11 protein-coding genes are annotated in these 14,458 nt (G+C 64.5%); 7 read left to right on the top strand and 4 right to left on the bottom strand.

The features are described from left to right. Positions 1-7: 7 nt before the first annotated feature. The gene (gene greB / locus F2P44_RS19920) at positions 8-571 is read right to left on the bottom strand and encodes a transcription elongation factor GreB (protein ID WP_167088794.1); all 564 of its coding nucleotides are present in this window, start codon (positions 569-571) and stop codon (positions 8-10) included. Positions 572-668: 97 nt separating this feature from the next. On the opposite strand from greB, the gene F2P44_RS19915 reads away from it, so the two are divergent. Continuing rightward, complete coding sequence (locus tag F2P44_RS19915) at positions 669-1,262, top strand: hypothetical protein (RefSeq protein WP_167088793.1); 594 nt, start codon at positions 669-671, stop codon at positions 1,260-1,262. A 27-nt stretch (positions 1,263-1,289) separates the two neighbouring features. On the opposite strand, the gene F2P44_RS19910 is transcribed toward F2P44_RS19915, so the two are convergent. After that, entirely contained in the window at positions 1,290-2,804 is a 1,515-nt protein-coding gene (locus F2P44_RS19910) for an alpha/beta hydrolase family protein (RefSeq protein ID WP_167088792.1), read from the bottom strand. 151 nt (positions 2,805-2,955) lie between these two features. Between F2P44_RS19910 and F2P44_RS19905 the strand changes: the two genes are divergently transcribed. The 6 genes from F2P44_RS19905 (at position 2,956) to F2P44_RS35135 (ending at position 8,539) form a co-directional block, all read left to right on the top strand. Further along, a complete protein-coding gene (locus F2P44_RS19905; protein ID WP_167088791.1) occupies positions 2,956-3,612 on the top strand; it encodes a response regulator in 657 nt (218 codons plus the stop codon). Beyond that, on the top strand, positions 3,609-4,961 hold the full coding sequence (locus F2P44_RS19900; RefSeq protein WP_167088790.1) for an ATP-binding protein: 1,353 nt from the start codon (positions 3,609-3,611) through the stop codon (positions 4,959-4,961). The genes F2P44_RS19905 and F2P44_RS19900 overlap by 4 nt, the downstream gene beginning before the upstream one ends. Before the next feature lie 116 nt (positions 4,962-5,077). Next, the gene (locus F2P44_RS35650) at positions 5,078-5,839 is read left to right on the top strand and encodes a PEP-CTERM sorting domain-containing protein (RefSeq protein WP_229423639.1); all 762 of its coding nucleotides are present in this window, start codon (positions 5,078-5,080) and stop codon (positions 5,837-5,839) included. Positions 5,840-5,910: 71 nt separating this feature from the next. Next, positions 5,911-6,660 (top strand): PEP-CTERM sorting domain-containing protein, encoded by a 750-nt coding sequence (locus tag F2P44_RS19890; RefSeq protein WP_167088788.1) that lies wholly within the window; start codon positions 5,911-5,913, stop codon positions 6,658-6,660. Between the two features lie 290 nt (positions 6,661-6,950). Beyond that, positions 6,951-7,712: a PEP-CTERM sorting domain-containing protein gene (locus F2P44_RS35140; protein ID WP_223165071.1), complete on the top strand. Its 762-nt coding sequence runs from the start codon at positions 6,951-6,953 to the stop codon at positions 7,710-7,712. Positions 7,713-7,783: 71 nt separating this feature from the next. Next, positions 7,784-8,539 (top strand): PEP-CTERM sorting domain-containing protein, encoded by a 756-nt coding sequence (locus F2P44_RS35135; RefSeq protein ID WP_223165070.1) that lies wholly within the window; start codon positions 7,784-7,786, stop codon positions 8,537-8,539. A 36-nt stretch (positions 8,540-8,575) separates the two neighbouring features. Here the strand turns inward: F2P44_RS35135 and F2P44_RS19875 are convergent, their stop codons facing one another. Both F2P44_RS19875 and F2P44_RS19870 read right to left on the bottom strand, forming a co-directional pair. Continuing rightward, a complete protein-coding gene (locus F2P44_RS19875; protein WP_167088787.1) occupies positions 8,576-9,286 on the bottom strand; it encodes a phosphodiester glycosidase family protein in 711 nt (236 codons plus the stop codon). 41 nt (positions 9,287-9,327) lie between these two features. Then, positions 9,328-14,220, bottom strand: coding sequence for a putative Ig domain-containing protein (locus F2P44_RS19870; RefSeq protein ID WP_167088786.1), 4,893 nt, complete (start codon positions 14,218-14,220; stop codon positions 9,328-9,330). Positions 14,221-14,458 lie beyond the last annotated feature (238 nt).

Below are 14,458 nucleotides of genomic sequence, written 5' to 3'. Positions count from 1 at the left end.
TGGAAAATCAATCCGCGGCCGGGGCCGGATAGTGCACGCTGAGCACTTCCAGCTCATCCGGGCCGAGTGGCGTCTGCAAGGTGATCAGATCGCCTTCCCTGGCCTTGGTCAGGGCGCGCGCCACCGGCGAGACCCAGCTGATCTTGCCGTTCAGCGGGTCCAGCTCGTCGATGCCGACGATGGTGACGGTGTGTTCCTCGCCCGCGCTGTTGGCATAGGTGACGGTGGCGCCGAAGAAAATCTGGTCGTTGCCATGCTGGACGCTGGGATCGACCACGGCGGCCGAATCCATGCGCTTGGTCAGGAAGCGGATGCGCCCGTCGATCTGGCGCAGGCGCCGCTTGCCGTAGATATAGTCGCCGTTTTCGGAACGGTCGCCGTTCGAGGCCGCCCAGTGCACCACCTTGACCACCTCGGGCCGCTCGACATCGATCAGTTGCAGCAGCTCATCCTTGATGCGCTGGTAGCCGGCCGGCGTGATGTAATTCTTGGCGCCCGCGGGAATGGCTTGCGCCAGCGCGATGGCTTCCTCGTCGTCGTTATCGGCTTCTTTGACAAATGCTTTATTCATGCGTCTCATTGTAATGGCGCGCGCGCTTCCTGTCCGGGCGATACCCGATTTAAGCGGCGCCGGGGTTTTCACGTATCATGAAACCAAAGGGAGGACCATGACACAAGCCAAGCGACGCCGCTATCGACTGCTCGCCCCGCTGGTGTACCTGGCGGCGCTGATCCTGCTGCTGGAAGAATGGCTGTGGGATATCGGCACCCGCGTCGGCGCCGTGATTGCGCGCTGGCCGCCGGTGCGCGAGTTCGATGCGCGCATCCGGGCGCTGCCGCCCTATTGGGCGCTGGGCGCGTTCGCCCTGCCCGCTGTGCTGCTGTTTCCGGTCAAGCTGCTGGCCCTGATCGCAATTGCCAACGGGCATCCTGTGACGGGCGTGATGGTGATCCTGCTGGCCAAGATCGGCGGCGCGGCGGCGGTCACGCGCCTGTACTCGCTGACCCTGCCCAGCCTGCTGACCCTGGCGTGGTTCGCCCGCTGGCATGCCGTGTTCATGGCGTTCAAGGACAAGTGGGTAGGCAAGCTCAAGGGCACCCTGGCTTACCAGCGCACCAGCCGCACGGCGCTCGCGTTGCGCGGCCGCCTGCGCAGGGCGGTCAAGGCGTTCCGGCGGCGCGGACGGGGCGGCCGCCACAGCATGCGCCCGACCCGCATCCTGCGCCGTTTCGCGGCCATGTGGCGCGCCCGCCGCCGTTGAGGCCTGGCCTGCGCAGACAGGCGCTGTTTAAAACCGGCTGAAGAAATCACGCGCAGCAACTTCGCACGCGACGTTCGCCATGAATCCATGATAATTGTCGACCGTCGTGGGGTCGTCGCCGCTATCGATCACCGCTTGCCTGATTGTCGCGAAGATGGTTTTCGAGCGCGCATACGGATCGTTCTGCGTGACAGGCGAATCGACGTCGAGCAGCTGCGCCGCGCCGCCGTGGGCTAGAAAATAGGCCTGCGTCAGGCGCGCATGAGCGAAACCGACTTCGGGATCGCCATTGCCGCCGCACAGCAACATCGGGGCACTTGGCACCCAGGTGCGCAAGTCGTTTTTCAACCATGCGGCGCGCATCGGATGGGCCGGCGCGCAGGCCAGCGGCGCCTCGGGCGAGCTCACCGGGCAGGGATGGGCGGCGATATCGGCCAGCAAGCGGCCCAGGTAGCCTGCATTCATCAGGCTGTGCGCGGGCGTGCCGAAGTAGGCCTGTTGAGTGGCGCTCAGTGCGGCGTAATTGGCCATGTCCTGGCTCAGGAAATACATCGGGAATTTTCCCTCGGCCATCAGCGTAGTCAATGGCGTGGTGGTCGGCAACAGGGTTTCCATCGCACCGGCGTAGCTGCCGGAATAGACTTCCGATGGTGTCGCATACAGATTGCCATACGCTTTCTGCCACGCCGTTATCTGCATCACGAGCTGGAGCTGGGTCGACAGCGAAAAAGCGCGCGGGTCGTCAAACGCGCCGCTGCTGCCCAGGGCCTCGTAGTCCAGGCTCTCCGCATAACTGCCGCTTTGCGGCGCCGACGCCGTCACCTTGATGCCTGCCGCCTGCATGGCGCGGTGGGTGGCCATCGCGACATAGCCGCCTTCCGAATATCCAGTGATAAACAGCTTGCCGTTCTCGCCGGCCGGATGCGCCAGCCCCGCAAGCGCGGTGCGCGCGGCAGCGAGCGCGTCGATCATGTCTTTCGATTGCTGATCGGCGATATGGTGCGGATGGTAGTTCAAACGCGAGGTGTCGTAACCGGCATAATTGGGCGCGACGACAATATAGCCCTGGGCGGCATACATGGCGGCCGGCGTGCCGACCCTGCCCGCTCCTTCGTTCGTGACATCGCTGATGTCGGCCATGTTCAGCTTGCGCTGGAACGAACTGCCATGCCCGTACAACAGGACCGGGCGCTTGCCGCCACAGGCCGGAATGGCGCCGGTCGGGACCAGCAGTGCGGCGGATGCCGTCGTCGGTTCGCCCGCCGCGCCGACCGTGTTGTACTCGACATGATGAAAGTTGATACCGCACTTGGGCGCGCCGGCGACCACCAGCAACTGGGTGCCGAATTTGTTCAATTGCGTGCCGACGCCGGCCGCGTCGAGCGACAACAGGCGCGTCGGCGAATTGCGCAGCAGCGCGCCGCGCCCGGCCGCTGTATCGGCCGGGCCCTGGCTGGCTGGCGAACCGCCGCAGCCGGTCAATAGAACGGCCAGCGCGGCGCCGAGAGTCAGGAATCGGATAGATGGGATTGCGTTTGGCATGAGGCCTCCGGTGGATGATCACAATTGCTGGCCTGCCGATTGCCGGGCGGGAGCAGCATCGGCATTATGCAAACGCCAAGCTTCGGGTTTGCCAAAGACCGACGCCGCGGCCTTTGGCTGGCCTTAAGAATCGGCTCGGTATAATCGGGCGATGCACCTACTACTCATTGAAGATGACCTCGATTTCGGGCGCGCCTTGCAAGGCGCCCTCAAGGCCGAAGGCATCAGCAGCGAATGGCTGCGCCGCGCCGGCGACGCACCGCAGGGTTTTCACGACACGCCATTTGACTGCGTGCTGCTCGACCTGTCGCTGCCCGATGGCTGCGGTTTCGACTTGCTGGCGCGCTGGCGGCGCGGCGCCAGCACGGTGCCGGTAATCGTGATGACGGCACGCTCCGCACTCCAGGACCGGCTCACTGGCCTGGACGGCGGCGCCGACGATTTTCTCGTGAAGCCGTTCGCGACCGAGGAACTGATGTCGCGCATCCGCGCGGTACTGCGGCGCTATGCGCGCCAGGCCAGCGAGCAATGGGTGATCGGCGCCTTGACGATCGAGCCGCGCCGTCATCTGGCGCGGCTGGGCGATGACACGCTCAAGCTGTCGCCGCGTGAATTCCAGCTCTTGCTGGAACTGGCACGCGAACCCGGTGCGGTGGTCGCCAAGGGCACCCTCTCGCAACGACTCGATCCGCTCGGTGAACCGGTCGATTTCGCCACGATCGAAGTCCATATGTCGAATTTGCGCCGCAAGATCGGGGCCGAACGCATTCACACCGCGCGCGGCATCGGCTACGTGCTGGTGCCATGAGGCCATGGCGGCGGCCGACACTGGTGCGGCGCGTCATGGCCGCGCTCGGCATGGCCTTCCTTTTGGTGTGGGGCATGCTGCTCGGGTATGAATACATCCAGTTCAAACACGAATCGGACCAGAATTCAGGCATGCAAAAAATCGGTGCGGCCTTGTATGCGGCGCTCATCCGGCTCGAGCGCCCGGAGCAGGTACAAACGGCCGTCGCCACCACGGCGATCTGGCTCAATCAAGTGCGTCACGATGCGAACAAATTGCCTGACGATCTAGTGTTCGAGCTACGCGACCGCGCGGGCCACCTGGTGTATTCGTCGAGCGCAGCGGGCAGTCGTCCTCCGGCAAGGTTGGCGCGCCAGGCCGGCCACGGCGCTTACTGGATATACCAGCGCGACGCGCCCGATTGGTCGTTGCGCATCGCCGAACCCAAGCCGGAACGCTCGGACACCCTGGGCGGGCTGGGACGCGGACTGATTCCCTATCTGCTCATTTCCCTGCCCTGCGTGGTGCTGCCCTTGTGGCTCGCCGTGCACCAGGGATTGCGGCCATTGCGGCTGCTGGCCGAACGCATCGCGGCGCGCCAGCATGACGACCTGTCACCGATCGGGATGGATCCGAAATATAGCGAATTGCGGCCGCTGGTGGCGGCCTTCGAGGATCTGCTTGCCAAGTTGCGCAGCAAGGCGCAGCGCGAACGCGCGTTCATTCAGGATGCGGCGCACGAATTGCGAACCCCGATGGCGGTGATATCGACACAAGCCCATGTCATTGCGCGGGCCGCCGATCCGGCCCAGCGCCAGCAGGCGCAAGAGCATCTCAACCTGGCCATTGCGCGCGCCTCGCACCTGACCCGCCAGCTGCTTGAGCTTGCAACGCTCGATGAAATGGAGCCCGCCACATTCGCGACCGTCGACGTCGCCGACATCGTGCGCCAGCTATTGGCGCAACAGGTGCCCGGGGTACTGGCGCGCCGCATGGACCTGTCGCTCGATGCACCCGACACATTGCGCTGGCCTGTGGAAGTGGCCGCTTTTCAATCGATCGTCACGAATTTGCTCGACAACAGCCTGCGCTACGTGCCGCTGGGCGGCTGCGTGCTGGTCCGCCTGCGTAGCGACGAGACGGCCTTGATATTGTCGTTCGCCGACGACGGCCCCGGCATTCCGGAAGACCAGCGCGAGCACATCTTCGAGCGCTTTTACCGGGGACGCGGGCACGATACCCCCGGCTCTGGCCTGGGCCTGGCGATCGTCAGGCAAGCCGCCGCGCGCGCGGGCGGAAGCGTGCGGATCATCTCTGGCCTGCATGGGAAGGGATGCGGTGTCGAGGTGCGCCTGCGGTCGTTCCGGTAGGCAGTGAAGTGACATCCGGAACAATCCTGTTGCTTTATATGGCATATTGACTAAATGAAATGTATTCTAGTCAACGATCTGTCGATAGGCGACGGTCAACTTTCCATAAGGCATATATGCACGCGCACTTTCCCAGATTTTCTCTCTGCGCACTGACTTTGCTGGCGGCCGCGTGGGCGCCCGCCCATGCAGCGACCAGTACAGCGACAGCCGCGATCGCGCATTTCCGCTACGAGCTCATCGACTTGAACTTGTCCGATGGTATTACGCCATCCCTCACCTTTACCGAGCAGGCCTGGTCGAACGACACCCAGGGAGCGGGGCAACGCCAGACCCTCGACGAAGCCGGAACCACCTTGTTGGAGAACGTATTCGGGTCGGCCCGCGGCACGCTGTCCGACACCACAATGGTGTCCGCGGCCAGCCTCGATCATTCCGTGCCGCTTGATAACAGCTACCAGTCTTTCAAAAATGAAAACTTTCGCACCGCCGCGTTCACGCTCAGCCCGCATACCCTGTTGATTTTTACCGGCGTCGGCACGGTCTCGCAGGAGCGCGCAGGCTATTTCCGCCAGGCATCCAGTTTTATCGGCATGGACGGGTATATGTGGGGCGAGCCGGGGGGATACACCCAGCAATTCAGGTCCGAGTACCGCACCCAGGCAGGCTCGACCAGCATGAACCTGTACGGGCAATTGCGTACCGATGAACGGGCGGGACAGGGCCATCTCTCGCTGCACACCTACGCGATTCTTGCGGAGCCGCTCACCAGCCCCGTTCCCGAACCGTCTACCTACGGCATGCTGCTTGCGGGCACGTTCCTGGTAGGCGCCGTTGCGCGCCGTCAACGCCGGGCAGTTGCCCGTCAAGCGGCATGAACGCCGCCTCCACTGCGCTTCCCCACCCGCTCGCCACGCCCGGACACAGCCACCATCACCGAAAGACTTCCATGCCCGTCCTTCCATCCAAGCTTGTCGCCGGCCTGCTTGCAGCCGGCATGCTGGCGTGCGCCCCGGCCCAAGCCGCTTATAGCCATGCATCGGCCAACCTGAACAACTTCCAGTTTCAGCTGATCGACCTGGACCTGACTGACAATATCACCCCGAGCATCACGTTCAACTTCACGCAATTCGACGGCTACCTCACCTTCCTTTCCGGCAAGCAGGGTGGCACGCGCTACTTGCCGGATTACGGGACGATCAGCGGCGCTTACGCGACTGGCAGCGCCAGCGCGACCAGTGCGCCCACCGGCTTGCATGTGGAAGCGCATGTGAATTCGGTCCCGTCGAGCCTTTCGGTGCAGGTCCACACGGCGCAAAGCCTCTCCTTCACCCTGTCGCCTTCGACCAGGCTGATGTTCTCGGCACAAGCCGATGCTTTCCTGGACCAGAAGGGGATCGATCGGGCATCGTCGACTGCCCGTATGAGCGGCAGCTTGTATTCGACTATCAACGGGGTGGATGGATTCAGCGATTTTCACACGGCCCTCGATAGCAAGGAGGGAAAGGGCAGCCGCTTATTGGAAGGCGCGCTCAGTTCGGGAGCGGGCGTCGCCAGAGGAACACTTTCCGCCAGCACCACGATCAGCTTGGTCCACTCTGGCGCCACCTCGCCGGTACCTGAACCGGCAACGTACGGCTTGCTGGCGGCCGGCCTGCTGGTCATCGGCGCGGCGCGCAGGAAAGCGCGCAAGGCCTGATGCAGGCAGGCGCCAAGGCAGGCGCCAGCGCCTGCCTTGGCGCGGGGCCGGTTCCACCACGCCCAGGATCGGCCCCAGGGGCGGGCCGAAGCCGGCGCACCCCAGTTGGGTCGAGACCAGGCTCGATATCGAGCCGTCCAGATACAGTGCGTTCTTGCAATGGAGCGTCTCGCGGAAGCAGGCGGCGACATCTTGAACAGATTATTGCTTTACATGGCATATTAACCAAATGTCATGTATTCTAGTCAATAGTCTGTCCATACGCGACAGTCAACCTCCCAAAGGCACAAATGTACCCGCACCTGAACAAATTTTCTCTTTGCGCACTGGCGCTGGCCGCCGCGTGGGCGCCCGCCCAGGCGGCGAGCAGCACGGTGGCCGCCAGCATCGACCACTTCCAGTACCAGCTCGTCGACCTCGACCTGGCCGACGGCATTTCCCCATCGATCATCTTCGCCGACGAGCGCTGGTCGAGCGAGACCTACGGGGCGGGCCAGCACCAGAGCCTCGCTGCGCCCGGAACCACCTCGATCGTGACCGCATTCGGCACCTCCGGCAGCACGCTCTCGCGCGGCACCATGTCGTCCACGGCAAGCGTCAACTTCCCCGTTCCCGCCGATGGCGTCAAGCACAAGTACGGGAACAGCAACGCTTATTCCGCCTCGTTCACCCTCAGCCCCAATACCCGGCTGATACTTACCGGTGTGGCCAGGCTGTCCGAACAACTCGTGCAGAAGTTTGATTACTCTGACAGTCGTATCAAAATGCAAGGCACGCTGGGGGTCGAAGCTGATTGGACGAGTACGTTCGAGAAGTCCTACCATACCAACTACGGGGCAGGCACCATCAACCTGTACGGGATGCTGATGTCGGACGCCCAGGCGCGCCAGGGCCAATTCTCCCTGGAGACCGCCGTTTCTCTTTCCGCGCCGATCACGCCGATCCCCTCCGTTCCCGAACCGTCGAGCTACGCAATGCTGTTGGCCGGAACATGTTTAGTGGGCGCGCTGGCGCGCCGCCGACGCCAGGCAGTCGCCCGCCAAGCGGCATGAACACCGCCGCCACTGCGCATCCACGTCCGGTCGGCACGACCGCGAACCACCATCCTGATCGAAAGTCCACCATGCTCCACCCATTGAAGATCGTCGCCGGCCTGTTTGCAGCCGGCATCCTGGCCTGCGCCCCGGCCCATGCGGGTCATGCCAAGGCCACCGCTAGCCTGAGCAATATCGAGTTCGTCCTGACCGACCTGGACTTGACTGACAATATCAGCCCGAGCATTACTTTCACCTACCAGGTGATCGGCGGCGCCTTCTACTACTCCGCTTTGGGTGAACCAAGTCCCGTGGATCATATAGCGAGCTACGGGGCAATCAGCCGGACCGTCCCCAGTGGTGGCGTCAGCCTGAGCAACGCAGCCACCAGCATGTACGCCGAAGCGCACGCGGACACGCTGCCCGATCCCCTTGGAGTCAGTTCCCACACATACCAGTACTCGAACTTTACCTTGTCGCCATCGACCCGGCTAACGTTCTCGGCCCGGGCCGATACGTTCATGGACCAGGACGGGCTCACGAAGGCACTGTCGATCGCCGGCATCAGCGGCGATTTAACGACCTACATCAATGGGGTGTCGGGTCGCGACGCGTTTACCATGAACCTGACCAACACGCATGGACAGCGCAGCCAACTGCTGCAAGGCGTGCTCGAGACGGGAAGGGCGGTCGGCAGGGGCAGGCTCAGTGCCGATGCCTCGGTCCAGTTGTCCTACTTTTCCGGCACCCCGACCTCGCCGGTACCTGAACCGGCAACATACGGCATGCTGGCGGCCGGCCTGCTGGTGATCGGCGCGGCGCGCAGGAAAGCGCGCCAGGCCTGACGCAGGCAGGCGCCGGGGCAGGCGCCAGCGCCTGCCTTAGCGCGGGGCCGGCTCCACCACGCCCAGGATCGGGCCCAGGGGCGGGCCGAAGTCGGCGCGCCCCAGGTCGGTCGAGAACAGGCTCGATATCGAGCCGTCCAGATACAGTGCGTTCTTGCAATGGAGCGTATCGCGGAAGTAGGCGGCGAATTCGTGCAAGGTGACCGGCACGTTGCTGATCACAAAAATCGCCTTGCCGTCGAGCACGCCGACGCCATTGCGCACGTGGCGCGAGCGCGAGTCGGCCTCGAAGCGCGAATGCATCCTGCCATCGATGACCAGCATGGGGCCGGACTGGGTTGCCAGCCGCACCTCGGCCGCCTGCGCCGCGTAAGCCGTCGACTCGAGCACCTGCGGCCCGCTCTTGCTCACGAAGAAAACGCCATTCGGCTTGAGGAAGAAATTACCCTGGCCATCATCCAGGTTCAGTGGCGCCAGTTGCTTGCCATTTTCCACATGCAAACCCACCGGTGCGAAACCCGGATGGTACATGCCGGCGTTGACGGCAAACACCAGCCGCTGCTTGCGCTCCAGCAGCCAATCCTGCAGGCGGCCAAAGCTCTTGAAGGGCTGGCCCGTCTCGTCATTGAGAAACAGGCGCAGCTCCTGGCGCGCAGGGTCGACCGTCACCACCGTGAAACGGGTGTCGGCCGCCTGGCACAAGGTGGCACACAGGAAAACAAACAGGGAGAACAGGAGTTTTTTCATCGCTCCAGTGTAAGGCAATTCCCCCTGCCGCAGGGCGCCGCTTAGTACAGCAGCGGCGAACCGTCGGCCAGCGCGCTGCCGGCCAGCAGCGTTTGCACGCCGTTGGCAAAGCTCGCGCTGCCGATGATGGCCAGCCCGGCGTTGGTGCCCACTGCCGACAGGTCGCCATCGAGCGCGTAGTGGTAAGCGAGGTCGCCGCCGATGGCCGCAGTATCGCTGCCGCCGCGCGCAAACGCCGCCAGCGATGCCGCCATGCTCCAGCTGGTCAAGGATGGGTCGGCGACGCGCGCCTGGTCGAACTTGCCGACCAGGCCGGCAAAGTCGAACAGCTCGACCTTGTTGTCGTTGATCACGCTGGCCGAACCGGGCACGTAATCGGCCCCGCCCGCGCTCACCACCTGCAAGGTCTTCACGCTGCCGCCGCCGGAACCGTACCAGTTGGCGAAGGTGATCTGGTCGCTCGCGCCCATCGTCAGCACCAGCGCGGCGCCGACTTTTTCCAGCGCCAGATCGGCATACGCGATGCCGTGGCCGAGCGAGAGCGTGTCGTCGTTGCCGCCGGTCGCCAGCACCCGGTCCTGGCCATCGCCCTTGTTGAAGGCAAGCACGTCGACCCCGGTCCCGACCTCGATATTGTCGTTGCCCGTAGCGCCGATAAACAGTTCGCTGGCACCCCCGCCGGACAGGTTGTCGTTACCCGCTCCGGCATGCAACAGGTTCGATTCCTTCGACGTGTCGATGAGCCGGTCGTTGCCTGCGCCGCCCAGCAGGATGTCGTAGCCCAGGGTGCCGTTCAGGGTATTGTCCGCGCCATTGCCCTTGATCAGGTTATTACCCTGGTTGCCCGTGCCGTTGATGGCTTGCGTGCCGGTCAGGATCAGCACTTCCACGTTTTGCCCCAGCGTCTTGGTCACCGAACTGAACAGCTGGTCGAAGCCGTTGCCGGCCCATTCGGTAATCATGTCGCCCACGTGGTCGGCATAATACGTATCGTTGCCGCCGTTGCCGGCCAGGGTGTCGGCGCCCGCGCCACCGTCGAGCACGTTGGCGACGGCATTGCCCGCGATCGCATTGTTCAGCGCATTGCCGGTGCCATTGATCACGGCGGCGCCGGTCAGGGTCAGGTTTTCCACGTTGGCCGGCAGCACGTAGCTGATGCCGGTCGTCACGCTGTCGGTGCCCGCCCCCGCCTCTTCGGTCACCACGTCGCCCGCGTGGCCGACCACGTAGCTATCGTTGCCGTTGCCGCCGGCCATGGTGTCGGCACCATGGCCGCCGTCGAGACGGTCGTTGCCGTCCAGGCCGAACAAGGTATCGTTGTTGGTCTTGCCGGTCAGGATGTCGTCGCCGGCCGTACCGGTCAGGGTCACGCTCGGGACCGGGGTGATCGTCAGCGCCAGGGTCGCCGTCGCCGCCAGGCCGCAGGCATCGGTGTAGCGCACGATGACGCTGCTGCTGCCGGCGTCGGCAGGCGCCGGGGTACCGCTGAAGGTGCGCGTTTGCGCATTGAACGACAGCCACGCCGGCAGCGCGCTGGCGCTGTAGCTGCCGGTGTCACCCGCGTCGGGATCGGCAAAGGTCCCCGCCGGCACGCTGTAGCTGAAGGCGACGCCGTCGGCCAGCGTCTTGGCCGGCAGTGGCGTTGCCAGCACCGGTGCGCGGTTGGTATTGGCGACATTGATGCTGAACAGGCTCGATGCGGACAGGCCGCCCTTGTCGGTCGCGACCGCCTTGAGCGCATAGCTGCCGCTATCGTTGTAGCCGGCCGTGCCGTTGATGGTGAGCTTCGCCGGGCTGTACGCCATCCATGCCGGCAGCGCGCTGCCGTCGGCGCGCGTGACGACGATGCTGAGCACGTCGTTCGGATTGGCGTCCTGGAAAACCGGTGCGGACACCGAGAATGCCTTGCCTTCGGCCACGCTGCCGCCATTGCCCGGTGCGGAGACGCTTGGCGCCACATTGACGTCGGCCACCGTCAGGCGCAACACGTCGCTTGCCGCCATGGCGCCCTTGTCGGTGGCGCTCACGGCAATGTCGAGCACGCCGCTATCGGCGTGGCCGGGCGTGCCGCTGAAGGTGGCGCTGGCGGCGTCGAACTTGAGCCATGAGGGCAGCGCCGCGCCGCCGGCCAGCGTGGCCGTCAGCGCCAGCGCATCCCCCTGGTCCGGGTCGGTGAAGCTGCCGGCGGGGATGGCCAGCGCAAAGGCCGTGCCGGCGCTCGCGGCCGCGTCCGGCAGCGTCTTGGCCAGCATGGGGGCGCGGTTGACGTCGCTCACGATCACGTCAAACGTGCTGACGGCGAGCAGGCCGCCCGGGTAGGTTGCCGTGACCCGGATGCCGTAGGTGCCGGCCGTGTCGTAGCCGGCGCTGCCCCAGAAGCCATACTGGGCGACATCGAACCCCATCCATGTCGGCAGGGCGCTGCCGTCCGCGCTGGAGAGCGCAGTGTTCAGCACGTGGCCCGGATTGGCATCCTTGAAGTCCGGCAAGCGCTGGTGAAAAGCCTCCCCTTCCCGGAGCGTGACATTACCCGACCAGACGACCGTCGGGGCCACGTTGGCGGCGCCGACCGTCACGCGGAAGGTGTCGGTGGTCGAGCGCGCCGTACTATCGGTGGCGGTGACGATCACCTCGAAGCTGCCCACGTCGGTGCTGAGCGGCATGCCGACAAAGATGGCGTTGGCCGCGTCGAAATGCAGCCAGAACGGCAAAGCGCCGCCGCCCACGCGCTCGGCCCGGTAGGTGAGCACGTCACCCGCACCCGCATCGGCATCGGTAAAGATGCCCGGCTTAATTTCCATGATGAACGGGTTGCCGGTGAGGACATCAGCATCGTTCAGCGGGGTCTGCAGCACCGGCGCGTGTCCGTTCAGCGCGTCGATGGTGGTCGACGTGCCGTCGGCAAAGTCGATGCGGTTAAAACCCACGCCGTAATTGGCCAGCCTGATCAGCCCGGCCGCGCCGTAAAAGATGTGCTGTTCGCTGCCCGCCGCGACAAAGTCCAGGTCGGCGGCCGTGATGCCGGCGCCGAACTGCAGCACATTGCCCTGCCCGCCGTTGTGGGACATTTCGTCGAGCAGCGCCATCCCATCGCCGAGGGCGAAGACATACGTATCCTCGCCGGCGCCGCCGGCCATGACATTGCCGCCCGCGCCGGCGCGCAAAAGATCGTTACCGTCGCCGCCGAACAGCATGTCGTCGCCCGCGCCACCGTCGAGGGTATCGTTGCCATCGTCGCCGTCGAGGCGATCGTTGCCGTCGCCCCCGGCGAGCAGGTCGTCGCCGCTCCGGCCGACGATCCAGTCGTCGCCACCCTTGCCGTCGATCCGGTCGTTGCGCTCGGCGTAACCCGCCAGCGTGTTATTGCCGTCGTCGCCGGTCCGAGTCAGGCTCATCTCGATCAGCCTGGCGCTGTCCCAGCGGGTGCCGTCGGCGAACTGCAACTGCGCCATCAAGCGCCACTCCTCCGGTCCGGACGGGACGGGTTGGACTAACAGGTTCATTTGCAGGGTCGCATCGCTGCCGGCAATACGCAGCAGCACCAGATAAGGGCTTGAGGAAGACACGCTGACATCGGCCGGACGCACATCGGCCGCCATCAATACCGTGTTGAGGGTATCGACGGACAAGCCGGGCAGCATGACCGTCTGGCCATTGTCGCGCCCGAACAAAATCATGTTGCTGCCGTCCCCCGGGATGAGCTCGTCGAAGCCGGGGCCGGGAATCAGGGTGTCGTCGCCGGGGCCGCCGATCAGGACATCGTTGCCATTTCCGCCAATCAGGACATCGTGGCCATCCATGCCATACAGGGAGTCGTCGCCGTCGCCGCCGGACAGCATGTCGCTCTCCCAGCTGCCATACAGCGTGTCCCGCGCGCTGCTGCCGACCACCTCGGGCATGATGGAGCGTATGCTTGCCTGCTCGATCTGTTCGGAACTCCATAGCGTGCCGTCGGCAAAGGTGATGGTGGTGGCGCCGCGGTTCGAGAAAAAGCCGGCCACGGTCAGGCTGTCGCCGCCGCCCCTGAGGGTGATCAGCAAATCGTCGCCCGTGCCTTGTGCGGAACGTACCAGCGCAACGCCGCCCCGCAGCACGTCGGCCAGCACGATGTTGTGGCGGGCCTGCTCCCCGCTCTGTGGCGTCGCCACTTGCAGGCGATCCTCACCCCAGCCGCGACTGAACAGATAGGTATTGTTGCCGGCGCCGCCGTCCAGGCTATCGTTGCCGCTGCCGCCGTCGAGGATATCGTCGCTGGGGCCGGCCTGGATCCGGTCGTTGCCGGAGCCGCCCAGCAGCGCCGCGCCATTCGGGCCGCCGATGTTGGTCAGGACATCATCGCCCGCGCCGCCGGCCATATAGGCGGCGTGGCCGTCCACCGTGTCGTTGCCGGCGCCGGCGTCGACGTTCATACTTGCGTAAAAACGGTCGTCCAGCTCGCCCAGGGTCGTCAGCGGCATGCTGTCGAGCGCAAGGCGGGTCAGGATGGTTTCACGGCTCCACTGCATGCCGTCGGCGAACGCGATCTGCTCGATGGCGCCCTGTTGCGCCGGCACGCCGTTACTCTGGGGAAAGTCGAAGAAACGCTCGACCAGGATGCGGTCCATGCTGCCGCGGATTTCAACGGACAGGCCGGTGCCGAGGCGCTGCAGGTAGATGTCGGCCGGGGCGATGCCGTCACCGAACACGAGCCGGTCGTGCATGCCGGGCAAGTTGAAGTATGTACGCACGGTATCCTGGCCGTCGCCCCGGTTGAACACGACGGTATCGCTGCCCACGCCGCTGTCGATGGTGTCGTCGCCGGTGCCGCCGATCAGGGTATCGTTGCCATTGATGCCACGCAGCATGTCAGCGCCGCCCTTGCCGTCCAGGACGTCGTCACCCGGGCTACCAATCAAGAAATTGTTTCCATTATCGCCGACCACCGAATTTGCCATGAACTTGATCCTGTAAATTATGTAATACATTGTTTTATAGAAATAATTACCAATCGTCAAGTTTAATTCTTATATTAGTTGCAAAAAGATTTAATCAGCTTGTCGGCATTGAAACGAGCCCGGGCCGGTCGCGCGATCCCGGCGCAAGGGGACAGCAGACCTCGATGGTTTTCCCGTATGATTCCAAGCATGACTCTTCCGCCGCCCCTTGATGAGCCCAGTTCCACCCACCATTGCC

It is taken from the genome of Massilia frigida (assembly GCF_011682175.1).
GTDB classification, from domain to species: domain Bacteria; phylum Pseudomonadota; class Gammaproteobacteria; order Burkholderiales; family Burkholderiaceae_D; genus Telluria_A; species Telluria_A frigida.
This window is presented reverse-complemented; position numbering and strand designations above follow the sequence as displayed.

Bases quoted from the DNA above. Each gene is read 5' to 3' on its own strand.
- greB (WP_167088794.1), bottom strand. From the start codon at position 571: ATGAATAAAGCATTTGTCAAAGAAGCCGATAACGACGACGAGGAAGCC.
- F2P44_RS19915 (WP_167088793.1), top strand. From the start codon at position 669: ATGACACAAGCCAAGCGACGCCGCTATCGACTGCTCGCCCCGCTGGTG.
- F2P44_RS19910 (WP_167088792.1), bottom strand. From the start codon at position 2,804: ATGCCAAACGCAATCCCATCTATCCGATTCCTGACTCTCGGCGCCGCG.
- F2P44_RS19905 (WP_167088791.1), top strand. From the start codon at position 2,956: ATGCACCTACTACTCATTGAAGATGACCTCGATTTCGGGCGCGCCTTG.
- F2P44_RS19900 (WP_167088790.1), top strand. From the start codon at position 3,609: ATGAGGCCATGGCGGCGGCCGACACTGGTGCGGCGCGTCATGGCCGCG.
- F2P44_RS35650 (WP_229423639.1), top strand. From the start codon at position 5,078: ATGCACGCGCACTTTCCCAGATTTTCTCTCTGCGCACTGACTTTGCTG.
- F2P44_RS19890 (WP_167088788.1), top strand. From the start codon at position 5,911: ATGCCCGTCCTTCCATCCAAGCTTGTCGCCGGCCTGCTTGCAGCCGGC.
- F2P44_RS35140 (WP_223165071.1), top strand. From the start codon at position 6,951: ATGTACCCGCACCTGAACAAATTTTCTCTTTGCGCACTGGCGCTGGCC.
- F2P44_RS35135 (WP_223165070.1), top strand. From the start codon at position 7,784: ATGCTCCACCCATTGAAGATCGTCGCCGGCCTGTTTGCAGCCGGCATC.
- F2P44_RS19875 (WP_167088787.1), bottom strand. From the start codon at position 9,286: ATGAAAAAACTCCTGTTCTCCCTGTTTGTTTTCCTGTGTGCCACCTTG.
- F2P44_RS19870 (WP_167088786.1), bottom strand. From the start codon at position 14,220: ATGGCAAATTCGGTGGTCGGCGATAATGGAAACAATTTCTTGATTGGT.